Raw genomic sequence first — 26,620 nt, forward strand, 5'->3', positions numbered from 1 at the left:
CCTCCGTGAACTAGCGTCGCCGCTCCACATATGGCCGCGCCTGCAGCAGCACGATCTTGTCGCCCACCGTCGCCCATTCGATGTCCTGGTCGACCGCATTGAAGGTGCGCTTCACCGCCGCGCCCACGTTGGCAAGCCGCACCACCAGCTCGTCGGTCAGCACGTGGCGGCCGACTTCCACGGGCACTTCCTTCACGCCGCCGTCCTTGTCCAGCTGCAGCGCCGTCTCCTCGGCCGAACGGCTGAGCACCTGGATGGCTTTCGACCAGCTCGAGTACATCACCTGCTCCGCCACGCGCTTGCCCTCGACCACGCGGATGCCGATGCCGCGCTTGGCCGAGATGTAGGTGACGTGCGGGTGCCCCGCGTCGAAGGGGTCGCGCGTGATCATCACGCCGGCGTTGGTCGAGTCGATGGCGGTCTGCACGAACACGCCCATCAGCACCGACTCGGCGCCAAAGCCTGCGGCGCTGCGCGCCTCCCAGGCCTCGGGGTTGAACACCGAGGCCCAGACCTTCTTCACCGCGAGCTCGAGCGCGTCGCCGGTCTTCACGTTGGGCACCGTGGTGTAGAGCCCCGCGCCGCTGAAGCCCGGCAGGTCTTCCGAGTTGGACGAGCTGCGCACGAACACGCCGCCCCCGCCCAGCTGCGCCTGCCACGCCGCGCGCCAGGCCGCCGCGGTGGCGGGCTCGACGGGCCATTGCACGATCTCGTCGCGCAGCTGCGCCAGCGCCTTCAGCCGCACCTGCGGGTCGCCCGCGAAGCCGGGCTGCTGCTGCATGCGCGCGATGCGCTCGGCCAGCCCGTTCGATCGCATGAAGCGGTCGTAGTGCGCGAACGGAATGCAGAAGCCGTCGGGCACGGTCGTCGAGGGAATGCGCGCGGCCAGCACCGCGCCGAGGTTGGCCGCCTTCGAGCCGCATTGCACGCTGTGCCGCGCGCGCAGCGAGGCCAGCGGCAGCAGGCGCGCCTCGCGCAGGTCCGGCTTCGCGGCCTTGCTGCCGGGCAGCGCGCCGGTGGCAGCCGCACGCACGGCGCGCGGCGGCAGCGCGGCGATTTCTTCCGGCGTGAGGCGGCGCAGCTGGTAACCCGAGGCCGCCACCTTCAGCGCCACCCACTGGCCCGCATGCGCCTTCAGCACCGTGGCTGCATCGCGCACGTAGGCGTTCGGAATGCCCCAGCCCTTGGCCAGCAGGTTGACGTGCGACAGCGCCGTGGACGGCCGCTCGGTGAGCACGCCGGCCACCGGCGGCAGGTTGATCGGCACCTCGCGCAGCACGGCGATGTCGTCGGGCAACAGCGCGTTCAGGCCCGAGGCGTCGTTCACGATGCGCACGCGGCCGGTGGCGGTGCCCAGATTCATCGGCAGGTAGGGCTGCTCGCGGATCAGCGCCTCCTGGCTCACGAAGTCGATGCCGGCCTCCTTCGCGATGCGCTCGTGCAGCGTGGAGTTGGTCTTGAACTTCACCGGCGCGAAGAAGCTGGCCTTCACCTGTGCCTCGGCCTCGCGCAGCAGCGGCACGGTGAGCCGGTCGCCTTCCCAGAACTCGTAGGTGAAGGTGCCGATGTTCTGCTGCCAGCTCAGCGTGCCGAACAGGAAGCGGCGGTCCGGCACGAGGTAGTTGCGGTCGATCTCGCGCTTGACCGTGTTCGGCGTGAGCCGCGTGTCGCGCAGGAAGCGCACATGCAGCTGGAAGCGCGGCGTGTCGATGTAGTGCATGCGCGCCGGCTTCGCCTGCCGGTCGATCGCGAACAGCACATGGGCCAGCTGCATCGGCGTGCCGGCGTCGTAGACGCGCGCCAGCATGTCGAAATCGCCCTGGCTGCGCAGCGCCGGCAACGAGGCGGGCACCGCGGGGCGCAGCACCAGTTGCGCGGCGGGCCCTTCGGGCTGCGGCTGGTTCTGCTGCTGGTAGTACGACGGCTTGCGCGCGAGCTGCGCACCGGCCGGCGCGACGGCCATCGTGCACAGCGCCAGGGCCGGCAGCCACGCCAGTGCAGCACCGTTCTTCTTCTGCCTGTTGGAATCGTTCTTCATGGGGCTCCTCCTTCATTGCCGACAAGCGCGGATTCTCGCTGGCGGCCCGCCCCATTTTTCGCGTGTCGGCCGCGCTACGTCGCCTGCGTCGACTGCCCGCATTGCGCGCAGAACTTCGCGCCGGGCGCCATCGCCGTGCCGCACTGCCGGCAGGCCGCGGGCAGCATCGACGTGCCGCATTGCTGGCAGAAGCGTGCACCGGCCGTGTTCACCGCGCGGCAAGCGGGGCAGGCGCTGCCGCCGGGTGGCGGTGGCGGTGCGTCGCGGCCGTACCCATAGCCACCTTGCGAACCGTGGTGCCCGCCGCCACCGCCGTGGCGCGCGCCGCCATGTCCACCGAAGAGTCGTTCCAGCATGCCCATGTGTTTCTCCCTTGCGTCGTGCAACAGGGCCGGTGGCAACGTCGCCGATGGCGATGAATTCCCGCGGGCCTGCAGACAGTGGATTCCCTGAAGCCGCTTCAGGGTCAAGCGCCCCCGGCAAAGACCCTCGCAGGCCGCGGTGCTTCACGGCCATGCCCATGCCGAAAGCGCCGCCGCCGCCCCGCCGCTACAGTCGGCCGCAAGGAGCGTCTTTCTCATGCAACCATTCGATTTCGACCTCTTCGTCATTGGCGGCGGCAGCGGCGGTGTGCGCGCCGCGCGCATGGCGGCGCAGACCGGCGCACGCGTCGCGCTGGCCGAGGCCGCCGAGCTCGGCGGCACCTGCGTCAACGTGGGCTGCATCCCGAAGAAGCTCTACAGCTATGCGGCCGGCTATGCCGAGTCGTTCGAGGAAGCCGAAGGCTACGGCTGGAAGCTCCCGTCGGCGCCGCAGTTCGACTGGGCGCACCTCAAAGCCCAGCGCGCCAAGGAGATCAGCCGGCTCAACGGCATCTACGGCTCGCTGCTGAAGAACTCGGGCGTCACGCTCGTCACCGGCTGGGCGCAGCTGGTCGATGCGCACACGGTGGAAATCGAAGGCAAGCGCCACACCGCGCGCCACCTGTTGGTGGCCACCGGCGGCACGCCCTTCGTGCCCGAGATTCCGGGCCGCGAGCACATCGTGACCTCCGACGCGATGTTCGACCTCGACCCGTTCCCCAAGCGCCTGCTGGTGGTGGGCGGTGGCTACATCGCCTGCGAGTTCGCGTCGATCTTCAACGGCCTGGGGTCCAAGGTGACGCAGCTGCACCGCCGCGCCCACCTGCTCACCGGCTTCGACGACGACGTGCGCCAATTTCTTGCCAACGAGATGGGCAAGGCCGGCGTCGACGTGCGCCTGAACTGCGAGGCGTCGTCCATCGCGCGCGGCCCCGACGGCCTCGTGGTCACGCTCGCGCGCGGCCAGCAGATCGAGGCCGACACCGTGCTCTTCGCCACCGGCCGCGTGCCCAACACGCAGGGCCTCGGCCTCGAGGCCGCGGGCGTGAAGCTCGACGCCAAGGGCGCCATCGCGGTCGATGCGCACTACCGCACCTCGGTGCCGTCGATCTACGCGGTGGGCGACGTGTCGACCCGCGTGCAGCTCACGCCCGTGGCGCTGGCCGAGGCGATGGTGGTGGTCGATGCGCTGTTCGGCAAAGGCAAGCGCGGCATGGACTACGAGTTCATTCCCACCGCGGTGTTCACCCACCCCAACATCGGCACCTGCGGCTACAGCGAGATCGACGCCCGCGCGAAGTTCGGCGAGGTCACCGTGTTCTCCAGCGAGTTCAAGTCGCTGCGCCACACCCTCTCGGGCCGCAGCGAGCGCACCTTCATGAAGCTCGTGGTCGACAAGAAGAGCGATCGCGTGGTGGGCCTGCACATGGTGGGCGCGGACGCGGGTGAAGTCGTGCAGGGCTTCGCGGTGGCGATGCGCGCGGGTGCGACGAAGGCGCTGTTCGACAGCACCATCGGCATCCACCCCACCGCTGCCGAAGAGTTCGTGACGATGCGCGAACCGATGCCGGGCTGAGCAGTCAGAGAAGCTCGGAGCCTCCGGACTCCTGGGGGACCCGAGTCAGGCGGTCTCGTTGTCAGGATGGCCAGCAAAGACTGACCGACATCCGACGCACGCTGGAGAACTCAGCGCGACTTGCGCTTGTAGAAGACCTGTGACTTCAGGTTCTGTGCAATCGGCTCGACTTCGGCCTGCCAGGCATTCATGAAGTCTGCCGTGCACACACCGTCCGGCGTCTTGTCGAACAGTTCACGCACCACACGCACGCCGTTCTTCGTGCGCTTGTAGCTGCTCGCAAATTCGAGATATCGGCCGCGCTTCGTCAACGATTCCGGGAGTTGGGCAAAGCTCACGCCGGGCGCCAGTTCGATGTCGTAGCTCTCATCGATCTTGAAGCCTTCGCAGTAGTGGCGCCTCGTGACGGGGGCCTGCTCCCCCTTGAATGCAAAGCCGGCAACGGACAGCGGCAGGTTCACGACGGGCGCCAACCGGAAGGCTCCGGAAGTGCCGGCTTGCAGGTAGTTGTCGATCTCGAAGGTAAAGCCGAACGCGTACTCGTCCGACAGGGCCTTGGCCTCGGACAGATCGCCGCGATCCAGTTCGCCCTTGGCCTTGAAGCCGGAGCCCGACAGCGTGCGTCGAACGAAGTCGCGAACGGTGGCCGCTTTCAGGTCACGCATGTAGGTGCGCATTTGCGCGGCCCGTGTTCCCTTGAGGCTGATCTGGATATCGCCCGTCGCGCTGCCATCGGCGCCGATGCGAAGCCGGGTCCGCACATGCTGCTGCGTGCGATCGGGGGCCGAAGGCGGGATGGTCGCCAATGTCGTGGCCGCTCCGACATGAAGAACCGGCTTGCCATACGAGCCATCCGGCAGGTAGCCGAAGGGAATCTCCTTGGCCGTCGCGTCCAGGTAGATCTTCCAGTCGGGCAGATAGTTGATGACGTGATTGACCATGGACACGACAGGCGTGGCTGGCAGGTCGAGTTGGTTGCCGGCATTGATCAGCACCTGCTCGCCCCGGATACCGGCCGCGCGCCACAGCGCCTGCAGCAGCGTCGCGTGGTCCTTGCAGTCGCCCATCTTGTTGTCGAGCACCGTGTCGGTGTCTCGTGGCACGACCGCTCCCACGCCGATGCAATTGCCACCATAGGTGATGTTGCGGGACACCCATTCGTACAGCAGCCGGGCGCGTGTGAGCGGATCGGTCTGGTCACCCACGATGGACTTCGCCAGCGTCGTCACACGGGTCGTGGGCTCGGCCTTGGGCAAGGCACGGTCGCCATAGGCCTTGGCGATCGATTCGTAGCTCGGAAAGGTGCTCACCATCAGCACCGGAAATTCCTCCAGGCGCCAGATTCCTTCGTCCGCCTCGTCATAGGTCCGCGGCACAGGATTGCGGTAGCGCCACTCACGCACCTGAAGGCCGTTGTCCTCGCGGGCGGCTTCTTCCTGCAGGTTGTGGCTTTCGAACTTCAGGGCGAGTGGCTTGGCGAAACGAACCGTGATGCGAGCATCTTCATAGACGGTCGCGGGCGAGAACGACTGCACAACCGAGAAAGCACCCGGAAAGATGGGCTCCTTGTCTGCCACCCGGTACTTCACCCCGACCGTATCTCCCACGGCCACGTCCGGAAACACCACCGAGAGTCGCGTGTAGTCCGAGAAAAGCGGCTTCGCACCGTCACGCCCGTTGTTGACCTCGGTCTGGTAGTTGGTCGAAGGCACCGCAATGCGCCGTCCATCGGCCTTCAACGTGTAGGCCTCCAGGATCTCGCCCTTCTGGATGCTCGTGCTGTACGAGAAGGACAAGGACTTCGCGTCTTCCAGCGCGCTCGCGTGCAGCACCTGGTTCGCCGATGCATAGGTCATCGTGGACCGGCCGTCCGACGCGACTTCGTAGTCCGCGTGCCACTGCTTTGAAATGACATGGGCCTGCTGAGGTTCCGCGGTCTGCGCCACCGCAGCACTCGCCAGAACGGCCGTCAGGCAAAACACCCCCCAAGGCCGCACGATGGCCTGTTGCATCCGTCCGAACATGATTTCCTCCAGCGCTTCTTGTGTGGGAACGGAGTGCAGACCCCGTCGTGTCGCGCCGTGCGAGGCGCGTTTCAAAATGATACAGAAGTCGCGCCAACCGTCGAGGCTAGAGGCGAGCCCCATGCTGCTTGCCTTCCAGCAGCTTCACCATCACGAACAGCACCCGGTTCGCCGGCGTCGGCACGCCCAGCGCCTCGCCGCGCCGCACGACCAGCCCGTTGAGGTGGTCGATCTCGCTGCGCTTGCCGCGTGCGAGATCTTGCGCGGTCGACGAGTACTGCGAGGGCATCGACTGCGCGATGCCGCGCACCGCCGCGTCGACATCGCCCGGAATCACCACGCCCTCGGCCTTCGCCACCGCGAGGCATTCGGCGACCACGTCACGGATCACGTCGGTCACGCCCGTGCCCTGCACGAGCTCGCCGTAGGGCAGCTGCGACACGGCCGACAGCGCGTTGTAGGCGCAGTTGAGCACCAGCTTGGCCCACAGCGCGCCGCGCACGTTGTCGGAAATCTGCGTGGGCACGCCGGCGGCGATCAGCGCCTGTGCGACCTCGTCGCTGCGGCGCGAGGGCGCGATCACCAGCTCGCCGCGGCCGTGGTGCTTCACATGGCCCGGCCCCGCCATCTCGGTCGCCACGTAGACCACGGCGGCGGCCACGTCGTGCGACGGCAGTGCCGCGCGCACGCGCGCGTCGTTGTCGACGCCGTTCTGCAGCGTGAGCACCAGCGCGCCGGGCGCGAGGTGCGGCTGGATCTGCGCGGCGGCCGATTCGGTGTCGGTGGACTTCACGCAGAACAGCACCAGGTCGGCGCCCTGCACGGCGCCCGCTTCGGTGCTGGCCTCGAGGCGCACCTGTTCATCGAAGGCCTTGGTCTCCAGCCGCAGCCCGTTCGCACGCACCGCCTCCACATGCGAAGGCCGGCCGATCAGCACGACTTCGTGACCCGCGCGCGCCAGCATGGCGCCGTAGTAACAGCCGACCGCGCCGGCACCCATGACTGCGACTTTCATCGATTCGATTCCTTGGTTGTTCCGTGGGCAGAGCGTAGCGAAGACGGCCGCTTCATGCCTCGGTCTCCACGCCGCGCGACTTCTGCCCTTCGTCCATGATCCATTCGCGAAACGCCGCGAAGGCCGGCAGGTCGAGGCGGTCGGGCCGGTAGCACAGGTAGTGGCCCTGGTCCACGCGCACCGGCGTGCCGCAGGGGCTCAGCAGCGCGCCTTCGGCCAGCTCTTCCTGCACCAGCAGTTTCGGCACGAGCCCGATGCCCAGCCCGTTGAGCGCCGCCTGGATCAGCGCCGAGTACTGCGCGAAACGCGGACCGGCCACGGTCTGCACCTCGGGCACGCCGTGCTGCGCGGCCCACTGACGCCAGGCGGTGGGCGCGCCCTCGTGATGCAGCAAGGTGTGGCCGACGATGTCGATGGGCTGCACGATGCGGTGGCGCCCCTCGACCAGCGCGCGCGCCACGATCAGCACGAACTCGCGCCCCGCGATGTATTCGGACACCACGCCGGGCCAGCCATCAGGGCCGTAGCGGATGGCGGCATCGACGCCGGCCGGGATGCCGTCGCTGGGCTCCAGGTGGCGGCTGAAGCTCAGCATCACGTGGCGGCTCTTCTGGCTGAAGGCCGGCAGGCGCGGAATGAGCCATTTGGTGAGGAAGGTGGGCACGCTGGCCAGCGTGAGCAGGCCGGCGCCGGCATCGCCCGAGCGCGCCTCGAAGGTCGCGGTCTCGATGGCGCGCAGGCCGCCCGAGATCTTCTGCCAGTACACGCGCCCCTGCGGCGTGAGCTGCACGCCGCGGCCGTTCTTCTGCAGCAGCTCGCGGCCCAGGAAAGCCTCGAGCCCCGCAATCTGCTTGCTCACGGCGCTCACGGTGATGCACAGCGCACCGGCCGCGAGCGTGATGCTCTGCTGGCGCGCCACGGCGTCGAAGGCCAGCAGTTCCTGGATGGTGGGGCAGTCGCGTTTCATGCCTGGCTCCGGTTGATGAAAGTCGTGTGAAAAACACTTGCCGATTGCTCAAGTGTCGTCATCCAACTTTCACCCATAAGTGTGCATCTGCTTCCTAGAATTCGCTGGAACGCGGCAATCCGCCGTGGGCAAAAAGTAGAGCATCCGGAAAGTATGCCGGGTGCGCAAGACCTTCGGAGACACCCCCTTGATTCGCGGCATCTCGCTCGTCTACGGCCTGTACCTGCTGCTGCCCATCGCCCTGCTGGCGATCGGCAGCTTCGGCGGCAACTGGACCAACACGCTGCTGCCCACGGGCGTCACCGGGCAGTGGTATGTCGACCTGTGGCTGGACACCTCGTTCCGCAAGGCCTTCGTGAGCAGCCTCGTGGTGGCGATGGCGGCCTGCGCGATCAACACGGTGCTGGCGCTGCCGCTGGCCTATGCGCTGTACCACGGCGCGCGGCGCGGCAGCAGCATCGCGGCGCGCATCGTGAGCGCCACGCCGGTGGCGGTGCCGACCATCACGCTGGCCTTCGGCTACATGATCGTGTTCAACACCGACCTCGCGCCCTGGCTGGGCTCGATGCCGCTGCTGATCGCGGCGCACGCGATCCTCACGCTGCCCTACCTCACCAACACGCTGCTCACCGACCTGCGCCACCTGGACCTCGGGCGGCTCGAGCAGGCGGCCGCCACGCTCGGCGCCTCGGGCTGGCAGCAGTTCACCGGCATCGTGCTGCCCAGCCTGCGCCAGAGCCTGATCAGCGGGCTGGTGATGGTGGCGGCCATTTCGGTGGGCGAGTTCGGGTTGTCGAACCTGCTCACGAGCTTCCAGAACCGCACCTACCCGGTGGTGCTGCTGCAGGCCTTCTACGGCGCGACGGGCTTCGCCTGCGCAGCGACCGTCATCCTTCTCGTGCTGGCGAGCGCGTCGGCCCTTCTTTCTTCCTCCCTTGTGAAGCAGCGCGCGTAATCCTTATGAGCCTCCTCCTGGACAACGTCAGCTACAACTACCCCGGCAGCGCGCACGGCCTGCACGACGTGTCGCTCGACGTGCGTACGGGCGAGCTCGTCGCGGTGATCGGGCCCAGCGGCTCGGGCAAGTCGACGCTGCTCAAGCTGGTGGCGGGGCTGGAGACCGGCCACACGGGCCGCATCGTGCTCGGCGGCGACGACATGTCGCGCACGCCGGTGCACCAGCGCCACATCGGCATGGTGTTCCAGAGCTATGCGCTGTTTCCGCACCTGAGCGTGCTGGACAACGTGGCCTACGGGCTCAAGCTGCGCAAGGTGGACACGGCCCCGCGCCGCCAGCGCGCGCAGGAGCTGCTCGACATCGTCGGGCTGGGCGACCACGCGCAGCGCGCCGTGGCGCAGCTCTCGGGCGGCCAGCAGCAGCGCGTGGCCCTGGCCCGCGCGCTCGCGATCGACCCGCGGGCGCTGCTGCTCGACGAACCGCTGTCGGCCCTCGACGCCAGCGTGCGCGGCCATCTGCGCGACCAGATCCGCTCGATCCAGCAGCGCTTCAACGCGACCACGCTGCTGGTCACGCACGACCAGGAAGAAGCGCTGGTGATGGCAGACCGCGTGGCAATGCTGAAAGACGGCCGCCTGCTGCAGATCGCCACGCCGCGCGAGATCTACGAGCACCCCGCGAGCCGCGCGGTGGCCGAGTTCGTCGGGCTCTCGACGATCCTGCCCGCCAAGGTGGCGTCGCCGGGCCGGCTCGACATGGGCTTTGCCGAGCTCTTCGCCGAGACCGGCAACCGCCCCTTCGGCACGCCCGTGTACGTGCTGGTGCGGCCCGAACACATCCGGCCCGACCCGGCGCCCGACAGCGTGAACCGCCTGGCCGGCCGCATCGGCGCGCAGCGCTACCTGGGCGCGCTCACGCGCTACGACTTCGACGTGGCGGGCGCGGGCAAGCCCTTCCTCGCCGAGTCGGCCGCGCCGGCGGCCGAAGCGATCGCCATCGCCCCCGAACACCTTCGCCTGCTCGACCACTGACCTTTTCCTTCCAAGGAGCCTCCATGCAACGCAGACATCTGATCCAGGCCGCCGGCGCACTGCCCGTGCTGGCGCTCGCGCGCACCGCCTTCGCTTTCGACGGCCCCGAGCTCTACGCGGGCGAGAAGGCGCTGTACGCCGAAGCGCAGAAGGAAGGCCTGTGCGTCTCCTTCGACACCGGCCCCGAGTGGGCCAACTGGAAGTCGCTGTTCCGCGACTTCAAGAAGCGCTACCCCGAGATCGAGCTGACCTACAACGACATCGGCTCGGCCGCCACCGTGGTCGCGCTCGAGAAGACCAAGCGCCGCCCGCAGGCCGACACCGCCTATTACTTCGCCGCCTCGGCCGTCGATGCCGCGAAGAAGGACGTGGTCGCGCCCTTCAAGCCCGTCAACTTCGACAAGCTGCCGCCGGTGTTCCGCGAGGCCGAGGGCCGCTGGTTCACCATCCACACGCTCAACATCGCTTTCCTCGTGAACAAGAAGCTGGTGAAGAACGTGCCCACCGGCTGGGCCGACCTGCTCAAGCCCGAGTTCAAGAGCACGGTCGTCTACCTCGACCCGCGCTCCACCGGCATCGGCCAGGTGCTGACCTTCGCCGCGGCCTACGCCAACGGCGGCAGCGTCGACAACGTGCAGCCCGGCACCGACTACCTGGGCAAGCTGCATGCGGCCGGCAACGTGCTGCGCGTGGAAGGCACCACGCCCTACGCCAAGTTCCTCAAGGGCGAGATCCCGGTGTGGATCAGCTACGAGAACGACGGCCTCAAGGCCAAGCATGTCGATGGCATGGGCGATGCGGTGGAAGTCGTGATCCCGAAGGAAGCCAGCGTGGCCGCGCCCTACGCCATCAGCCTGGTGAAGAACGGCCCGAACCCGAACGCCGGCAAGCTGTGGCTCAACTTCATCATGAGCGAGGCCGGCCAGTCGCTGTTCGCGCAGGGCTTCGTGCGCCCGGCCGTGCCGGGCACGCCGCTCTCGGCCGATGTCGCGGCCAAGATGCCGGCCGCGCCGCAGATCAAGCCCCTCGACGTGGTGAAGGCCTCGGAGCGCAAGGCCGAGGTCGACAAGCTTTGGGCGCAGGCCGCGCTGGGCAAGTAAGAGGCCGTGATGCGACGCTTTGGCGCCTGGCCCGCATGGGCCTTCATGGCGCTCTTCTTCGCGGTGCCGCTCGCAGCGCTGCTGCCCGAGGCCTTCGGCGAGGGCGGCAGTGCCTTCGGGCGGCTGTTCGGCAACCCGCTGTTCCTGGGCGCGCTGCGCAACACGCTGGGCCTGGGCCTGGCGGCGGGCGCGATCTCGGCGCTGGTGGGCACCTGCATCGCCATCGAACTGGCGCGCCAGCCCGAGGGCCGGCGCCAATGGATGATGACCCTGCTGGGCCTGCCGCTCGCCTTCTCGGGGCTGGTGATCGCCTACGGCTTCATCCTGGCCTTCGGCCGCGCGGGCTTCGTGACGCAGCTGCTCGCGGGCCTGGGCGCCGACCCGGCCGTGATCGGCAGCTGGATCTACAGCGTGTCGGGCCTGGGGCTGGCGTATGCCTACTACCTGATCCCGCGCGTGGCGCTGTCGCTGTACCCCGTGTTCGCCAACCTCGACCTGCGCCCGGCGCAGGCGGCGCGCACGCTGGGCGCCTCGAAGGCGCGCGCCTTCCGGGACACGGTGCTGCCCGAGGTGCTGCCCTCGGTGCTGTCGAACGCCTGCATGGTGGCCGCGATTGCCATGGGCACCTACGGCACGGCGCTGGCGCTGGTGGGCACGCAGCTGAACATCCTGCCGCTGATGCTGCTCGCGCAGGTGGGCGACGGCGGGTCCGATTTCGCGGTGGCGGCGGCCCTGTCGCTGGTGCTGATGGTGGTGTGTGTGGTCGTGATGGGAGTGGGCGATGTCTTTACACGAAGGCGCGAGCGCGGTGCTGTCGGCGCCGGTCACTGAGGCGCTGACGCGCCTGGCGCAACGGCAGTGGGGGCCGCAGCGCCACCGCCAGCCGGTGGCGATGCTCGGCCCCGGCGACGGCGGCCCGGCCGAATGCGAGGCCGCCTACGCGGTGGCGCATGCGCTGGCCGGCGCGGGCATGGCGGTGGTCTGCGGCGGGCGCGGCGGCGTGATGGCCGCGGCCTCGCGCGGCGCGGTGGAAGCCGGCGGCATCGCCGTGGGCATCCTGCCCGAGGACGACGACCGCCACGCCAACGAATGGCTCAGCGTGGCCATTCCCACCGGCATGGGCGAGATGCGCAACGGCATCATCGCGCGCAGCGGCGTGTGCCTGGTCGCCATCGGCGGCAACATGGGCACGCTGTCGGAGATGGCGATGGGGCTGAAATGGGGCAAGCCGGTGTTCGTGATGCACGGCGACGTCGCCCTGCCCGGCGCGGTGCAGGCCACGGACGTGGACGACATGCTGGCCAAGGTGCTGGCCTGCCTGCTGGACTGAGGCCTGCTCACCCTGTTTCCGGCCTCCCCATCGACACGGGCGCATTGCACAATGACGGCATGCCCTACATGCCCACCTTCGTCGCTCCCGCCCGCTTCACCGACGCCGCCGAGGCGCTCGACCAGGTCAAAGCCATCTACCAGGGCGGCCTGGCCCACCTGCGCGAATCGATGCTGCGCTTCGTCGCCGGCGAGGCGCTGCCGGGCCGGGTGCGGGCCTGCTACCCGTTCGTGCGGGTGCACACGCACACCGTCTCGCGCCACACGCCGCCGGCCAACGCCGGCCTGAGCTACGGCTTCGTGGCCGGCCCCGGCCGCTACGAGACCACGCTGACGCGGCCCGACCTGTTCTCGCGCTACTACCTCGACCAGTTCCGCCTGCTGCTGGAAAACCACCAGGTCGAGATCGAGGTGGGCACCAGCACGCAGCCCATTCCGATCCACTTCTCGTTCGCCGAGAACGACCACATCGAAGGCACGATGAGCGCCGAGCGCCGCGCCCTCATGCGCGACGTGTTCGACCTGCCCGACCTGGGCGCCATGGACGACGGCATCGCCAACGGCACCTTCGAGGCGCTGCCCGGCGAGCCGCAGCCGCTGTCGCTGTTCACGGCGGCGCGGGTCGACTACTCGCTGCACCGCCTGCGCCACTACACGGGCACGGCGCCCGAGTGGTTCCAGAACTTCGTGCTGTTCACCAACTACCAGTTCTACATCGACGAGTTCGTGCGCCTGGGCCACGAGGCCATGGCCGACGAGAACAGCGAGTACATCGCCTTCATCGAGCCCGGCAACGTGATCACGCGCCGGCGCGGGCTGGCCGCGGGCCACAGCGACACCTTCGCCCACCTGCTGGACGGCAGCCAGGGCACCGCGCCGCCGCGCCTGCCGCAGATGCCGGCCTACCACCTGGTGCGCGAGGACTACAGCGGCATCACCATGACCAACATCGGCGTCGGCCCGGCCAACGCCAAGACCATCACCGACCACATCGCCGTGCTGCGCCCGCACGCCTGGATGATGCTGGGCCACTGCGCGGGCCTGCGCAACACGCAGCAGCTGGGCGACTACGTGCTGGCCCACGCCTACGTGCGCGAGGACCACGTGCTCGACGAGGAGCTGCCGCTGTGGGTGCCGATCCCGGCGCTGTCGGAGATCCAGCTGGCGCTCGAGCAGGCGGTGGCCGACGTCACGAAGTGCGAGGGCCCCGACCTGAAGACGATCATGCGCACCGGCACCGTGGCCAGCACCGACAACCGCAACTGGGAGTTGCTGCCCGGCAACCAGCCGCAGCGCCGCTTCAGCCAGAGCCGCGCCGTGGCGCTGGACATGGAAAGCGCGACCATCGCGGCCAACGGCTTCCGCTTCCGGGTGCCCTACGGCACGCTGCTGTGCGTGAGCGACAAGCCGCTGCACGGCGAGATCAAGCTGCCCGGCATGGCCAACCACTTCTACCGCGAGCGCGTGGAACAGCACCTGCGCATCGGCATGCGCGCCATCGAGATCCTGCGCCAGGAAGGCACGACCCGGCTGCACAGCCGCAAGCTGCGAAGCTTCGCGGAAGTGGCTTTCCAGTAGGCTCCGACGCCTTTCCCCCCTCTTTCCCCCTCAGGGTTTCTCCCTGTGCGGGCGAGGGCGTGTTTGCCTTGTTTCGCGGACATCATTGGCTGTCACGTACACAACTGGAAACACGATGCGCCCGTCTTCGCCGCCTGCTGCCGCCGCCCTTCCCCTGTCCCGCCGCCGCTTCGGCACCTGGCTGGCAGCCTCGGCCGCTGCCGCCGGTGCGGGCCAGGCCGCGCTGTGGGCCGGCAACGCCCGCGCGGCCGACGCGCCGCTGAGCAGCAAGCTGCGCATCGTCATTCCCGCCAACGAAGGCGGCGGCTGGGACCAGACCGGCCGCGCCCTCGGCGCCGCCCTGCTGGCCTCGGGCGCCGTGGGCACCGTCAGCTACGAGAACATCGGCGGCAAGGGCGGCACCATCGGGCTGGCCAAGTACGTCGAGAAGTACGACGCCGACCCCGAGGCGCTGCTGGTCAGCGGCATGGTGATGGTCGGCGCGGTGGCGCTGCAAAAGCCCGCCGTCACGCTGGCGCATGTGTCGCCCGTGGCGCGCCTGACCAGCGACTACGAGGTGGTCGCCGTCAAGGCCGACTCACCCATCAAGACCCCCAAGGACCTCGTCGCCCAGCTGCGCGCCGATGCCGCCAACACCGTCATCGCGGGCGGCTCGGCCGGCGGCGTGGACCACATGTTCGCCGGCATGCTGGCACGCGTGGCCGGCGCCTCGGCGTCGCTGAACTACCAGCCGCACCCGGGCGGCGCGCAGGTAGTCGAAGCCCTCGAGACGGGCAAGGCGGCGGTCGGCATCTCGGGCTACAGCGAGTTCGCCGAGAACATCGCCAACGGCAAGCTGCGCGCCATCGGCGTGTCGTCCAAGCACCCGTTCCAGGGGATCGCCTCGGTGCGCCAGCAGGGCGTGGACGCCGACCTTGCCAACTGGCGCGGCGTGATGACGGGCAAGAAGGTGCCGCCCTACCGCCGCGGCCAGCTGCTCGAGGCCGTGCAACGCGCCACCACGCATGACCTCTGGCAGAAGACCATCAAGCGCAACAACTGGGACCCGTACTGGATGGCGGGGAAAGACTTCGAGAGCTTTCTCGAACTCGACACGGCGATGGCCGGTCCACTCATCTATCTGCTCAAGCTGAAGGCCTGAGCGCCTTCGCCCTCAGGCGAAGAGCTCCGGCATCTCGCGCTGCGCCTTCGGCGTGAGCGTGAGCGCGCGCCCGTCGAGTTCCTGCCGCACCCAGCCGCGCCGCAGCGACAGCTGCAGCCACGCGGCCCCGAGCGCGCCGCCCAGGTGCGGGCGGCGTTCGCTCCAGTCGAGGCAGGCGCAGGCGAAGCGGCGGCGCGAGCGGCGCACGGCGTCGACCTCGACGCCCAGGCTCTCCAGCGCGATGGCGCCGTCGGGCGTGAGTTCGTACGAGCCGCTCGCCAGGCCGCTGAGCCAGCCCTGCGCATGCAGCCGGTCGTGCAGCGCGACACCCGCGGTGCCGGCCATGTGGTCGTAGCAGGTGCGGGCGCTGCGCAGGCGGCTCGGCGTGTTGGGCTGGAAGGCGGTGGCCGCGGGGCGCGGCGCGCCGGCCACCACCATGAGGCTTTCGAGCGCGGCGGCCACGTCGTCGCTGGCCAGGCGGAAGTAGCGATGCTTGCCCTGCACGAGCACCTCGACCAGCCGCTCCTCCTTCAGGCGCGCAAGGTGCGCGCTCGCGGTCGAGGCCGCCACCTCGGCCACCGTGGCGAGCTCGGTCGCCGTGCGGGCGTGGCCGTCCATCAGGCAGTTCAGCATGCGGGCGCGCGCCGGCTCGGCGATGGCGCCGGCGAGGCGGGCGAGCTGGAAATCGGAAGCGGTGGTGTCGTCCATGCGGGCATCCTAAGGCGATGCCGCATCCCACACTTCGTTCGCGACCGAAGTGTGCCGGCGGCGGCGAACGCACACTGCGCGCCATGACTACCGCCACGCTCACTCATCCCGCCGACCCGGTCGCCGCCGCCACGCATGCCGACCCCTACCCGTACTACGCCACGCTGCGCGACGGCCCGCCGCTCGCGTGGCACGAGGGCCTGCGCGTGTGGGTCGCGAGCCGCGCCGATGTCGTCATGCAGGTGCTGCAGGCCCACGGCGCGCTGCGCGTGCGCCCCGCCGCCGAGCCCGTGCCGCGCGCGATCGTGGGCAGCCCCGCCGGCGAGGTGTTCGGCCACCTCGTGCGCATGAACGACGGCCCCGCGCACCAGGCGCACCGGCCGGCACTGCAGCGTGCGCTGGCCGGGCTCGACCTGCAGGCGGCGCACGCCGCCGCGCTCGACGTGGCGCAGCAGCTGCCTGCGCAGGCGCCGCTGTCCGAGGCGCTGTTCTCGCTGCCCGTGCGGGCGATGGCGCACCTGCTCGGCTTCGACGGTGCATCACTGCCGCAGGTAGACCGCTGGATGCGCGATTTCGTCGCCTGCCTTTCGCCGCTGTCGAACGCCGACCAGCTGCAGGCGGCAAGCGTGGCGGCCGGCGCGCTGATGAACCGTTTCGAAACCCTGAGCGCGAACGCTTCGCCGCGTGACGGCACGCTGCTGGCAGCGGTGCTGGCCGAAAGCGCGGCCAGCGCGCCGCTCTCGCGCGCGCTGCTGGCGAACCTCGTGGGCCTGCTCTCGCAGACCTGCGACGCCACGGCGGGCCTGCTGGGCAACAGCCTGATCGCACTGGCGCGCGAGCCTGCGCTGCGCCCGCTGGCACGCACGCGCGACGGGCTGCTCGCCATCGTCGAGGAGACGTCGCGCCACGACCCGTCGGTGCAGAACACGCGCCGCTTCGCGATCGAGCCCGTCGAGATCGCCGGCACCTCGCTGGCGGCGGGCGATGCGGTGCTGGTGCTGCTGGCCTCGGCGCAGCGCGATCCGGCGTTCAACCCCGAGCCCGACCGCTTCATGCCCGTGCGTGCGCGGCGCCGCGTGCTTGGCTTCGGTCATGGCCTGCATGCGTGTCCGGGGCAGGCGCTGGCCTGCACGCTGGCTGCGGCGGGCCTCGAAGCGCTGCTGCGCCAACGAAGCGCACCCGATCTCGATGCGCTCAGTTGGCACTACCGCCCGTCAGTCAACGGGCGCATTCCCGTCTTCGACTGAGTCAGTGCGCGGCCCAGCGGCCGGTGCCTGCCAGGTGCGGCGACAACGCAGCCTCGCCCCAGCGCAGCGGCAGTGCGGCCGGACGGCGCAGCGCGCGCGTGACGTGAAAGCGCATCAGCCGCTCCGCGCCTTCGAACGCCGCCACTTCAGGCCCGTCCGTGACGATCTCCGCCGTGGCGCTCAGGTGCAGCAGCTCGCCGGTGTCGAAATCGACGAACAGCAGGCCCGCGCGCGGGTGCGCCTGCAGGTTGCCGAGCGTGTTGAAGAAGCGGTTGCCGTTGAAGTCGGGCACCGTGAGCACGCCGCCCGCATCGACGCGCACGAAGCCCGGCCGACCGCCGCGGTGCGACACGTCGACGCCGTGCGAGCGCGCATCGGCCGCGTCGCCCACCGCCACCGCGTCGGGGTACGCCGTGGCGATGAACAGCGTGTCGGCGGCGCCGATGAGCCGTTCGGCCGCGAGGTCGAGCGTGTCGAGCCACTGCACGGCGGGCTCGTTGGCAGGCGGCGCGGCGAACACCGGCTCGCGCGCCTGGATGTAGCGCGGGCAGTTGCCGAAGCTCTGCTGCACCTCGACCATGAAGCCCGCCGCATCGAGCGCCTCGACCGTGCCGTTCATGCGGTTGCGCCGCCGCGTGTGCGGCTGGATGCCCAGCAGCCCCAGCGTGGCACCGGGCGCGAGCTGGCCGGTGAGCGGATCGCCGGCGCCCGGCAGTGCATCGATGCGCAGGTGCGTCGCGTCGGGCGAGTGCGCAAAGCCGGCGGGCGCGGCGAGCATGCTGGCCCACGGCTGCAGGTCGGCGTCGAGGCTGCCGACCACGAGGAACGGCAGCAGCGCGAAGAACTCGCGGTGCTGGTCGGGCATGTAGTCGCGGATCACGCGCGGGCCCATCGCCTCCATCTGCTCGCGCGCGCCCACGAGCGATTGCAGCGCGCGCTCGCCGGCGTGGAAGGGTGCGGCGATCATGACGCCACCGCCAGGCCGACCGGCGAACGCACCATCGGCACGAACCCGGGCAAGGCTTCCACGCGCGCCAGCCAGGCGCGCAGCTGCGGGTAGGCGTCGAGCGACACGCTGCCTTCGGGCGCATGGGCCACGTAGGCGTAGTTCGCGATGTCGGCCAGCGTGGCCGACGGCCCCGCGAGGAAGGGCTGCTCGGACAGGCAGGTCTCCATCACCGCGAGCAGCGCGTGCGAGCGCTTGACGGTCTCGGTGCGGTCGGCGTCCACGCCGAACAGCACCATGATGCGCGCCGCCGCCGGGCCGTAGGCCAGCGGGCCGGCCGCCACCGAGAACCAGCGCTGCACGCGCGCCGCGCCCACCGGGTCGCGCGGCATCCAGCGCGCCGGATCGGGGGCGTAGCGTTCGTTGAGGTACACGAGGATGGCGTTGGAGTCGGCCAGCGTGACCTCGCCGTCCTCGATCACCGGCACCTGGCCGAAGGGGTTGCGCGCCAGGAACTCCGGCGTGCGGTGCTCGCGCTGGCGCAGGTTGAGCTCGACGATCTCGAAGGGCAGGCCCAGCACCGAGAGGAAGAAGCGCACGCGGTGCACGTGGCCCGAGATGGCGCTGCCGAAGAGCTGGATGGGCTGGGCGGGCTGACGGGCGGTGGTGCTGTTCTCGGTCATGAAGAGTCCTTCGGGTGGGTATGGCCTCGATTCTTCTCTCTTCCACCAAATGAATGAATAGCCTTTACCGGATTTGACTGCTGCGTTTTCCGGTTTAATCGCGCCATGGATCGTTTCAAGGCCATGCAGACCTTCGTGCAGATTGCCGACCAGGGCAGCCTGACCCGCGCCGCCGAGGCGCTCGGCAGTTCGCTGCCCGCCGTGGTGCGCGCGCTCGCCGCGCTCGAGGCGCACCTGGGCGTGCGCCTGTTTCACCGCACGACGCGGCGCCTGTCGCTCACCGAGGAGGGTCGCCACTACCTGCCGAGCGCGCGCGAGGTGCTGCTCGCGGCCGACGCCGCCGACCAGGCGCTGAAGGCCGAGGCGCGCGAGCCCGCCGGGCAGCTGGTCATCACCGCGCCGGTGCTGTTCGGCCACATGTACGTGGCGCCCGCCATCGTGCGCTTCATGCAGCGCCACGAGAAGGTGCGCTGCAGCGTGCGGCTGCACGACCGCACGGTGAATTTGCTCGAAGAAGGCATCGACGTCGGCATCCGCATCAGCCCGCTCGAAGACTCGTCGCTGGTGGCGCAGACGCTGGGCACCATCCGCCGCGTGGTGGTGGCCAGCCCCGCCTTCCTGGCGCAGCACGGCGTGCCGCGTCATCCGCGCGACCTGGCGGGCGCACCCTGCGTGCGCGGGCGCATCGATGCACCGTCGCAATGGGCGTTCCGCGACGGCGGCAAGACCGTGCACGTGACGCCCGACAACCGCCTGGAGTTCAACCACCTCGCGCCCGCCATCGAGGCCTGCGCCGCGGGCATGGGCTTCGGCACCTTCTTCTCTTACCAGGTGCTGCCGCACGTGGCACAGGGCCGGTTGCAGCTGGTGCTCGAAGACTACGAGCCCGCGCCCCGGCCCGTGAGCGTGATCTACCCGAATGCGCGGCTGCTGCCGGCGCGCACGCGGGCCTTCATCGAGTGGATGAAAAGCGAGTTCAGCGGGCTGCGCATGTAGCCGTGCGCCAATCGGCCGGCTGCGTCAGAATGGCCGCGTGCCATCCCACACCACCCCCTCCTCGCCTTCCTCTTCGTCCTCTTCCCCGTTGTTCCAGGTCCGTGGGCTGCGCAAGCGCTACGGCGAGACCACGGTCGTCGACGACCTCTCGTTCGAGATCGCGCCCGGCGAGTGCCTGGGCGTGATCGGGCCGAACGGCGCGGGCAAGACCACCACCATCCGCATGTGCCTGGGCCTCACCGCGCCCGACGGCGGCAGCATCGAGGCGCTGGGCCTGCAGATGCCGCGCGACGCGCTGGCCATCAAGGCGCAACTGGGCGTGGTGTCGCAGTTCGACACCCTCGATCCCGACTTCAGCTGCGCCGAGAACCTCGTGGTGTACGGCCGCTACTTCGGCTTCAGCAAGGCGCATGTGCGCGCGCGCGTGCCGCAGCTGCTGGAGTTCGCGGCGCTCTCGCACAAGGCCGACGCCAAGCCCGGCGAGCTGTCGGGCGGCATGCGCCGGCGCCTGTCGCTGGCGCGCGCGCTGGTGAACGACCCCAAGTTGCTGCTGCTCGACGAACCCACGACCGGCCTCGACCCGCAGGCGCGGCACCTGATGTGGGAACGGTTGCAGGTGCTGTTGCAGCAGGGCAAGTCGATCCTGTTGACCACGCACTTCATGGACGAGGCCGAGCGCCTGTGTTCGCGTCTGCTGGTGCTCGACCATGGCCGCAAGATCGCCGAAGGTCGTCCGCGTGACCTGATCGCCGAGCACCTGGAGCCCGATGTGGTCGAGGTGTATGGCAACGGGGCGCTGTCGCTGGCCGGGTCGGCCGAGCTGCAGGCGCTGGCTGCGCGCGTGGAGGTGAGTGGCGAGACCGTGTTCTTCTATACGCAGGATGCGCGGCGTCTGCTCGATGCGTTGACGCAGCACGGCGGGCTGCGCACCTTTCATCGGCCGGCCAATCTGGAAGATCTTTTCCTCAAGCTCACCGGTCGGCAGATTCGCCAGGATGGCTAGGCCTTCTTTCTATGAACACAACCACTGCTTCTTCTGCCGTTTCTCCCGAGACGCCTGTGCCGCCTTCACCCTCTGTGTGGCGCGCGCCTGAGCTGTCGATGCGATGGTGGCCGGTGTTTTTGCGCAACCTGCTGGTGTGGCGCAAGCTTGCCTTGCCGAGCCTGATCGGGAACATCGCGGAGCCGCTGATCTGGCTGGTGGCGTTTGGCTACGGGATGGGCGCTCTCGTCGGGCAGGTGACGGTGGATGGCACGCAGGTGCCGTACATCCTGTTCCTGGCGAGTGGGTCGATCTGCATGAGTGCGATGAATGCGGCGAGCTTCGAGGCGCTGTATTCGGCGTTTTCTCGGATGCATGTGCAGAAGACGTGGGACGGGATCATGAATGCGCCGGTGGGGCTGGATGACATCGTGCTCGCTGAGATGTTGTGGGCGGCGTTCAAGTCGATTTTTACTGTGACTGCGATCTTGTTTGTGATGCTTGGGCTTGGGATCAGTCACAGCCCTAAGTTGATCGTGGCCTGGATGGTGTTGATTGGGTGTGGGATCACGTTCTCTTCTGTGGCGTTGATCTTCAATGCGTTGGCGAAGGGGTATGACTTTTTTACCTATTACTTCACGCTGTTCATGACGCCGATGATGTTTTTGAGTGGGGTGTTTTTTCCGCTGGAGCAGCTGCCTTCTGTTGTGCGTGCTGTGGCTGCTTGGTTGCCTTTGACGAATGCTGTTGCTTTGGTGCGGCCGCTGTTTATGGATCGGTGGCCTGAGGGGTGGTGGGTGCATGCGGGTGTTTTGGTTGTGTATGCGGTTGTTGCTTTCTGGATTGCACTGGCTTTGACTCGGAAGCGGTTTCGGGGGTAGTTCGTTGAGGTGTTGGCTTGGTTTGCTTCCCGAGGCCGGGTCTCGGCCCGGCGGCCGACCTACTTTTCTTTGCTTCGCCAAAGAAACGTAGGCAAAAGAAAGGCGACCCTACTGTCTGCGTCCCTCCGCTTCGCTACGGGCAACCTGCGGTGCTCACGTTCCGCGGGGTCTCGCCCAAACTCGCTTCGCTCAAACAAGGGCGAGCCCTGATCCGCGAAACGCTGCGCTCCTCGGCGCATACAGAAGGGATTGGGGAACCCCTCGGGCCATCGCTTCGCTCGGCCAGTGGGCCGCAGCAGGCGCTTCGCGCCTGCTGCGGCGGGGATTGGTTGTGACGTTGGTCGCTGCATGAGCCGCTGGCGTGTGCGCTCACGCAGATGCAGATGGGCCTGCGAGCACGAGCACGAGCACGAGCACGAGCACGAGCACGAGCACGAGCACGAGCAAAGCCGTGGCATCCGGCTATTGGAAGTTCCCGGGCCGAGCGAAGCGACGGCCCGCCCGGTATCAAAGCCCCTCTGGCTGCGCCGAGGAGCGCAGCGTTTCGCGGATCAGGGCTCGCAGCTGTTTGAGCGAAGCGAGTTCTGCGAGACCCCGCGAAACGCGAGCACCGCAGGTTGCCCGTAGCGAAGCGAAGGGTCGCAGACAGTGGGGTCGCCTTTCTTTGCTTACTTTCTTTGGCGAAGCAAAGAAAGTGAGTCGCCCGCCGGGGCGAGTCCCGGCCTCGGGAAGCAAAACGACCACCACCCCAAGTCACCCAAAACAACTACATTGCACACAATTGAATTGCGAACTACAATTCCCCCCATGCCAACGAAACCCAACACAGACGACCTGCTCAAGCTAGACAACCAGCTCTGCTTCGCCGTCTACTCCGCCTCCTTGGCAATGACCCGTCTCTACAAGCCGTTGCTAGAAAAGCTCCAGCTCACCTACCCCCAATACCTCGTGATGCTCGCCCTCTGGGAGCAAGACGGCCCCACCGTCTCCGCCCTCGGCGAGCGTCTCTCTTTGGATTCCGGCACCCTCACCCCGCTCCTCAAGCGCCTCGAAGCCAACGGCTACGTAGCCCGAGTCCGCGACGTCGCAGACGAGCGCCGCGTCCACATCACGCTCACCACCGCAGGCCGCAAGCTCAAGTCCCGTGCTGCCAACGTCCCCGAGTGCCTCATGGCCGCCGCCGAATGCTCCGTCCCCGAGCTGATCGCCCTCACGCAGCAAATACAAACCCTGCGCGACCGCATCCGCAAAGCCGCCTGACACACAAACAACCCATCCAGAGTTCTCCCCGGCTTCGTGAGAAGAAGCCCTTTCATCACCACTCCCCTGACCAAAGGAAATCACCATGACCACCAAGCTCGACAAAGTTCTCTACACCGCAGAAGCCCACACCGTCGGCGGCCGTGACGGCGCCGGCAAGTCCAGCGATGGCGCCATCGACGTCAAGCTGAGCTCGCCCGGCTCGGGCAAGCCCGGCACCAACCCCGAGCAGCTGTTCGCGGTCGGCTACGCAGCCTGCTTCATCGGCGCCATGAAGGCCGTCGGCCCGAAGATCAGCGTCAAGGTGCCGGAAGAAGTCGCCATCGACTCGAAGGTCTCCCTCGGCCCGACGAACGGCGGCGCGGCCTACGGCATCTCGGTGCAGTTGGCGATCTCGCTGCCCGGCCTCGACGACGCACAGAAGAAGCTGCTGGTCGACACGGCTCACCAGGTCTGCCCGTACTCGAACGCCACCCGCGGCAACATCGACGTGGAACTGACCATCGTCTGATTCCGCTCTGACGGTTTCACGAAAAAAGCGCCCCGGCCACAAGCCCGGGCGCTTTTTTCATGTCTGTCTCACGGGTGACGCCGAAACGCACGCCGAGATAGCGCCTTTCACCAAGCTTGGCTAATGTGGCCGCACGTCTCGCCCGTCCCGCCACCCGTCTTCAACACACACCCGTGGAGATCGACCCCATGAGCACCACCCACCTCCTGATCCGCAAAGACCAGCTGGCCACCGCGCGCCTGCACACCGACACCTCCGACCGGCCGCTGGCCGACGGCCAGGTGCGCGTGCGCATCGACAGCTTTGCGCTCACCTCCAACAACATCACCTACGCCGCCTTCGGCGATGCGATGAGCTACTGGCAGTTCTTTCCCTCCGAGGAAGAAGGCTGGGGCAGCATCCCGGTGTGGGGCTTTGCCAGCGTGGTGCAGTCGCAGCACCCGGGCGTGGCCGTGGGCGAACGGATCTACGGCTACTGGCCGATGTCCACGAGCGCGGTGCTCAGCCCCGACCGGCTCTCGCCCTCGCGCTTCACCGATGCGGCGGCGCACCGCGCCGAGCTGCCCGCGGTCTACAACCAGTACTTCCGCTGCAACGCCGACCCGCTGTACACCACCGACACCGAAGACCTGCAGGCGCTGCTGCGCCCGCTGTTCATCACCTCGTGGCTGATCGACGACTTCATGGCCGACAACGACTTCTTCGGAGCCACCACCATGCTGCTGTCGAGTGCGTCGAGCAAGACGGCCTACGGCACGGCCTTCCAGCTGCACCAGCGCGACGGCATCGAGGTGGTCGGCCTCACCTCACCCGCCAACGTGGCCTTCTGCCAGAGCCTGGGCTGCTACGACCGCGTGGTGACCTACGACGCGCTGGACACCATCGCGGCCGACACGCCCTGCGTGTACATCGACTTCGCCGGCAACGGCGAGCTGCGCACCGCGATCCACGAGCGCTTCACCAACCTCAAGTACAGCAGCTCGATCGGCGGCACGCACGTGGAGCAGCTCGCCGCCAAGGGCGCGGGCAAGAGCCTGACCGGCCCGCGCGCCACGCTGTTCTTCGCGCCGGCGCAGATCAAGAAGCGCACCACCGAATGGGGCGCCGACGAGTTCGGCCGGCGCATGGTGGCCGCGTGGCACCGCTTCCTGGCCACGGTGACCAACGCCAGCAACCCCTGGCTGCACACCGAGCACCACCACGGCGGCGAGGCGGTGCAGGCCGCCTACGCGCAGGTGCTGGCGGGCAAGGGCGACCCGCGCACCGGCCATATCCTTTCGCTTTACAAACAAGCGGGCGCTCGCTGACCCGCACGGGGCCCATGTGGCGACAATCGCCGCATGACCCCTTCTTCTGTCGCGCCCGCGAACACCCATCCTTACGAGAGCCTCACGCCTGACGTGGTGCTCGACGCGCTCGCGACACTCGGCCTGCACGGCGACGGCCGCCTCACCGGCCTGAACTCCTATGAAAACCGGGTCTACCAGGTCTACCTGGAAGACCCGAACCCGCACCCGGCCGTGGTGCTCAAGTTCTACCGCCCCGGCCGCTGGAGCGAGGCCGAGATCCTCGAAGAGCACGCCTTCTCGCTCGAACTGGCCGCCGGCGAAGTGCCGGCCGTGCCGCCGCTGGCCTTCGACGGCAAGACGCTGCACCACCACGCCGGCTTTGCCTTCAGCGTGAGCCCCTACCGCGGCGGGCGCGCGCCCGAGCTGGACAACTTCGAGGTGCTCGAATGGGTGGGCCGCTTCCTGGCGCGCATCCATACGGTGGGCAGCGCCAAGCCTTTCGAGGCCCGCCCCGCGCTCGACCTGCAGACCTTCGGCCTCGATTCGCGCGACTGGCTGCTCGAGAACGACAAGATCCCGCTCGACATGCAGCGCGACTGGGAAAAGATCTGCAACGAGGCGCTGGACATGGTTCGCGCCACCGCCCTGGCGCTGCAGCCGCCGGCCTCCGACTTCAAGCCCCGCAAGCTGCGCCTGCACGGCGACGTGCACCCCGGCAACATCCTGTGGACGCCCACCGACCGCCCCGGCGGCGGCCCGCACTTCGTCGACCTGGACGACGCGCGCACGGGCTTCGCGGTGCAAGACCTGTGGATGCTGCTGTCGGGCGACCGCGCGCAGCGCACGGCGCAGCTGTCGGGCCTGCTCGACGGCTACGAGCAGTTCCGCGAATTCGACCGCCGCGAGCTGGCGCTCATCGAGCCGCTGCGCACGCTGCGGCTCATCCACTACAGCGCCTGGCTGGCACGGCGCTGGGAAGACCCGATCTTCCCGATCAACTTCCCGTGGTTCGGCTCCAGCGACTACTGGAAGGGCCAGATCCTCGTGCTGGAAGACCAGTGCGAGCAGATGGCCGAGGAACCGCTCTACGCGTGATCACTGAGCGGCGTTCGCGGCCAGGCTCTGCGCCACGCCTTCGAGCAGCCGCTCGACCAGCACATTGACCGGCCCGGTGCGCCACACGCCGTAGGCCTCCGACTGCGCCACCGCGCGGTCGAGCGGGCGGAACACCGCGCCGCGCAGCGCCGAGTGCCGCATCGCCTGCGGCACCAGCGCCACGCCCATGCCCTGCGACACCAGCGACACCACGGCCAGCCAGTGCCGCACCTCGTGACGCACCTCGGGCAAGAAGCCCGCCTCGGCACAGATCGACAGGATGCGCTCGTGGTAATCGGGTGAGGCCTCGCGCGAGAACAGCACGAAGGGCTGATCGCGCAAGTCGGTCGGCGCCAGCACGCGCTTGCGCGCCAGCGCATGGCCCGCGGGCAGGCAGGCCACGAAGGGCTCCGACAGCAGCAGCCGGTGCTGCAGCTCGGCCGGCATGCGGCTGGTGTGGACAAAGCCCAGGTCGAGCCGGTCGTGCAGCAGCTCGGCGATCTGCACGCCCGAGTTGAGTTCGCTCAGCGTGATGCGCACCGCCGGATGCCGCGCCTGGAACGCGCGCAGCGCGGGCGGCAGGCCGCGGTAGAGCATGGCGCCCACGAAGCCGATGCGCAGCCGGCCCGCCGAGCCGGTGGCCACGTCGCGCGCCTCCAGCGCGGCCTCTTCGGCCTGCAGCAGCACGCGCCGCGCCGACACGCGCAGCGCCTCGCCCGCCGGCGTGAGCCGCACTTCCTTGCTGTTGCGCTCGAACAGGCGCGCGCCCACCGAGTCTTCGAGCTGACGGATCGCCACCGACAGCGGTGGCTGCGAAATGGCCAGCCGCCGCGCGGCGCGCCCGAAGTGCAGCTCTTCGGCGAGCACGGAGAAGTAGCGCAGGTGCCGCAGTTCCATGAATAG

The 26,620-nt window shown here is 68.8% G+C and carries 25 protein-coding genes; 16 read left to right on the forward strand and 9 right to left on the reverse strand.

Annotated features, from left to right (window positions below; translation table 11 throughout):
* Positions 1-10: 10 nt before the first annotated feature.
* A complete protein-coding gene (locus AC07O4_RS07100; protein WP_495304109.1) occupies positions 11-2,038 on the reverse strand; it encodes a PEP/pyruvate-binding domain-containing protein in 2,028 nt (675 codons plus the stop codon).
* A 74-nt stretch (positions 2,039-2,112) separates the two neighbouring features.
* The gene (locus AC07O4_RS07105; RefSeq protein WP_062481416.1) at positions 2,113-2,400 is read right to left on the reverse strand and encodes a double zinc ribbon domain-containing protein; all 288 of its coding nucleotides are present in this window, start codon (positions 2,398-2,400) and stop codon (positions 2,113-2,115) included.
* A 217-nt stretch (positions 2,401-2,617) separates the two neighbouring features.
* On the opposite strand from AC07O4_RS07105, the gene gorA reads away from it, so the two are divergent.
* Positions 2,618-3,976: a glutathione-disulfide reductase gene (gene gorA, locus AC07O4_RS07110; protein ID WP_070061861.1), complete on the forward strand. Its 1,359-nt coding sequence runs from the start codon at positions 2,618-2,620 to the stop codon at positions 3,974-3,976.
* A gap of 110 nt (positions 3,977-4,086) precedes the next feature.
* On the opposite strand, the gene AC07O4_RS07115 is transcribed toward gorA, so the two are convergent.
* From AC07O4_RS07115 to AC07O4_RS07125, 3 genes are read right to left on the reverse strand one after another with little or no spacing between them, the layout of a single operon-like run.
* Positions 4,087-6,123 (reverse strand): DUF3857 domain-containing transglutaminase family protein, encoded by a 2,037-nt coding sequence (locus AC07O4_RS07115; RefSeq protein WP_492745531.1) that lies wholly within the window; start codon positions 6,121-6,123, stop codon positions 4,087-4,089.
* Positions 6,107-7,015 carry a ketopantoate reductase family protein gene (locus AC07O4_RS07120; RefSeq protein ID WP_447747748.1) on the reverse strand — a complete coding sequence of 303 codons (909 nt, stop codon included), beginning with the start codon at positions 7,013-7,015 and terminating at the stop codon, positions 6,107-6,109. Before AC07O4_RS07120 ends, AC07O4_RS07115 begins: the two co-directional genes overlap by 17 nt.
* A gap of 52 nt (positions 7,016-7,067) precedes the next feature.
* Positions 7,068-7,982: a LysR substrate-binding domain-containing protein gene (locus AC07O4_RS07125; protein ID WP_070061858.1), complete on the reverse strand. Its 915-nt coding sequence runs from the start codon at positions 7,980-7,982 to the stop codon at positions 7,068-7,070.
* A gap of 187 nt (positions 7,983-8,169) precedes the next feature.
* Between AC07O4_RS07125 and AC07O4_RS07130 the strand changes: the two genes are divergently transcribed.
* From AC07O4_RS07130 to AC07O4_RS07160, 7 genes are all read left to right on the forward strand, one after another.
* The gene (locus AC07O4_RS07130; protein WP_070061918.1) at positions 8,170-8,937 is read left to right on the forward strand and encodes an ABC transporter permease; all 768 of its coding nucleotides are present in this window, start codon (positions 8,170-8,172) and stop codon (positions 8,935-8,937) included.
* 5 nt (positions 8,938-8,942) lie between these two features.
* Positions 8,943-9,971 carry an ABC transporter ATP-binding protein gene (locus tag AC07O4_RS07135; protein WP_495304111.1) on the forward strand — a complete coding sequence of 343 codons (1,029 nt, stop codon included), beginning with the start codon at positions 8,943-8,945 and terminating at the stop codon, positions 9,969-9,971.
* 23 nt (positions 9,972-9,994) lie between these two features.
* Complete coding sequence (locus AC07O4_RS07140) at positions 9,995-11,071, forward strand: extracellular solute-binding protein (RefSeq protein ID WP_495304113.1); 1,077 nt, start codon at positions 9,995-9,997, stop codon at positions 11,069-11,071.
* Positions 11,072-11,080: 9 nt separating this feature from the next.
* Complete coding sequence (locus tag AC07O4_RS07145; RefSeq protein ID WP_062481405.1) at positions 11,081-11,902, forward strand: ABC transporter permease; 822 nt, start codon at positions 11,081-11,083, stop codon at positions 11,900-11,902.
* Complete coding sequence (locus AC07O4_RS07150) at positions 11,853-12,401, forward strand: TIGR00725 family protein (protein WP_062481403.1); 549 nt, start codon at positions 11,853-11,855, stop codon at positions 12,399-12,401. Before AC07O4_RS07145 ends, AC07O4_RS07150 begins: the two co-directional genes overlap by 50 nt.
* Positions 12,402-12,460: 59 nt before the next feature.
* Positions 12,461-13,978 (forward strand): AMP nucleosidase, encoded by a 1,518-nt coding sequence (locus AC07O4_RS07155; protein ID WP_062481401.1) that lies wholly within the window; start codon positions 12,461-12,463, stop codon positions 13,976-13,978.
* A 115-nt stretch (positions 13,979-14,093) separates the two neighbouring features.
* Positions 14,094-15,119 carry a Bug family tripartite tricarboxylate transporter substrate binding protein gene (locus tag AC07O4_RS07160; protein WP_495304114.1) on the forward strand — a complete coding sequence of 342 codons (1,026 nt, stop codon included), beginning with the start codon at positions 14,094-14,096 and terminating at the stop codon, positions 15,117-15,119.
* 12 nt (positions 15,120-15,131) lie between these two features.
* On the opposite strand, the gene AC07O4_RS07165 is transcribed toward AC07O4_RS07160, so the two are convergent.
* Positions 15,132-15,827, reverse strand: a complete 696-nt coding sequence (locus AC07O4_RS07165) for an ArsR/SmtB family transcription factor (protein ID WP_070061854.1) — start codon at positions 15,825-15,827, stop codon at positions 15,132-15,134.
* Positions 15,828-15,910: 83 nt separating this feature from the next.
* Here AC07O4_RS07165 and AC07O4_RS07170 point away from each other — a divergent pair, with 83 nt between their 5' ends.
* Positions 15,911-17,074 carry a cytochrome P450 gene (locus tag AC07O4_RS07170; RefSeq protein WP_495304116.1) on the forward strand — a complete coding sequence of 388 codons (1,164 nt, stop codon included), beginning with the start codon at positions 15,911-15,913 and terminating at the stop codon, positions 17,072-17,074.
* A 1-nt stretch (position 17,075) separates the two neighbouring features.
* On the opposite strand, the gene AC07O4_RS07175 is transcribed toward AC07O4_RS07170, so the two are convergent.
* Both AC07O4_RS07175 and AC07O4_RS07180 read right to left on the reverse strand, forming a co-directional pair.
* Positions 17,076-18,041, reverse strand: a complete 966-nt coding sequence (locus tag AC07O4_RS07175; RefSeq protein ID WP_495304118.1) for a flavin-nucleotide-binding protein — start codon at positions 18,039-18,041, stop codon at positions 17,076-17,078.
* Entirely contained in the window at positions 18,038-18,703 is a 666-nt protein-coding gene (locus AC07O4_RS07180) for a glutathione S-transferase family protein (RefSeq protein WP_495304120.1), read from the reverse strand. Before AC07O4_RS07180 ends, AC07O4_RS07175 begins: the two co-directional genes overlap by 4 nt.
* Positions 18,704-18,808: 105 nt before the next feature.
* Here AC07O4_RS07180 and AC07O4_RS07185 point away from each other — a divergent pair, with 105 nt between their 5' ends.
* The 7 genes from AC07O4_RS07185 to AC07O4_RS07215 all read left to right on the forward strand — a co-directional run bounded on the left by AC07O4_RS07185 (position 18,809) and on the right by AC07O4_RS07215 (position 25,717).
* On the forward strand, positions 18,809-19,699 hold the full coding sequence (locus tag AC07O4_RS07185; protein ID WP_495304121.1) for a LysR family transcriptional regulator: 891 nt from the start codon (positions 18,809-18,811) through the stop codon (positions 19,697-19,699).
* Positions 19,700-19,736: 37 nt separating this feature from the next.
* Positions 19,737-20,702: an ATP-binding cassette domain-containing protein gene (locus AC07O4_RS07190; RefSeq protein WP_062481101.1), complete on the forward strand. Its 966-nt coding sequence runs from the start codon at positions 19,737-19,739 to the stop codon at positions 20,700-20,702.
* An 11-nt stretch (positions 20,703-20,713) separates the two neighbouring features.
* Positions 20,714-21,562, forward strand: coding sequence for an ABC transporter permease (locus AC07O4_RS07195; RefSeq protein WP_062481099.1), 849 nt, complete (start codon positions 20,714-20,716; stop codon positions 21,560-21,562).
* An 807-nt stretch (positions 21,563-22,369) separates the two neighbouring features.
* Positions 22,370-22,822 carry a MarR family winged helix-turn-helix transcriptional regulator gene (locus AC07O4_RS07200; protein WP_095950280.1) on the forward strand — a complete coding sequence of 151 codons (453 nt, stop codon included), beginning with the start codon at positions 22,370-22,372 and terminating at the stop codon, positions 22,820-22,822.
* A gap of 85 nt (positions 22,823-22,907) precedes the next feature.
* On the forward strand, positions 22,908-23,333 hold the full coding sequence (locus AC07O4_RS07205) for an organic hydroperoxide resistance protein (protein WP_062481095.1): 426 nt from the start codon (positions 22,908-22,910) through the stop codon (positions 23,331-23,333).
* Positions 23,334-23,521: 188 nt separating this feature from the next.
* The gene (locus tag AC07O4_RS07210; protein WP_495304122.1) at positions 23,522-24,640 is read left to right on the forward strand and encodes a DUF2855 family protein; all 1,119 of its coding nucleotides are present in this window, start codon (positions 23,522-23,524) and stop codon (positions 24,638-24,640) included.
* Positions 24,641-24,673: 33 nt separating this feature from the next.
* Positions 24,674-25,717, forward strand: a complete 1,044-nt coding sequence (locus AC07O4_RS07215) for a serine/threonine protein kinase (RefSeq protein ID WP_070063054.1) — start codon at positions 24,674-24,676, stop codon at positions 25,715-25,717.
* Here AC07O4_RS07215 and AC07O4_RS07220 read toward each other — a convergent pair whose 3' ends face one another.
* Positions 25,718-26,614 (reverse strand): LysR family transcriptional regulator, encoded by an 897-nt coding sequence (locus AC07O4_RS07220; RefSeq protein ID WP_495304124.1) that lies wholly within the window; start codon positions 26,612-26,614, stop codon positions 25,718-25,720. It lies immediately after the preceding gene.
* Between the last annotated feature and the right edge of the window lie 6 nt (positions 26,615-26,620).

This window comes from Variovorax sp. GW821-FHT09D04, assembly GCF_059416405.1.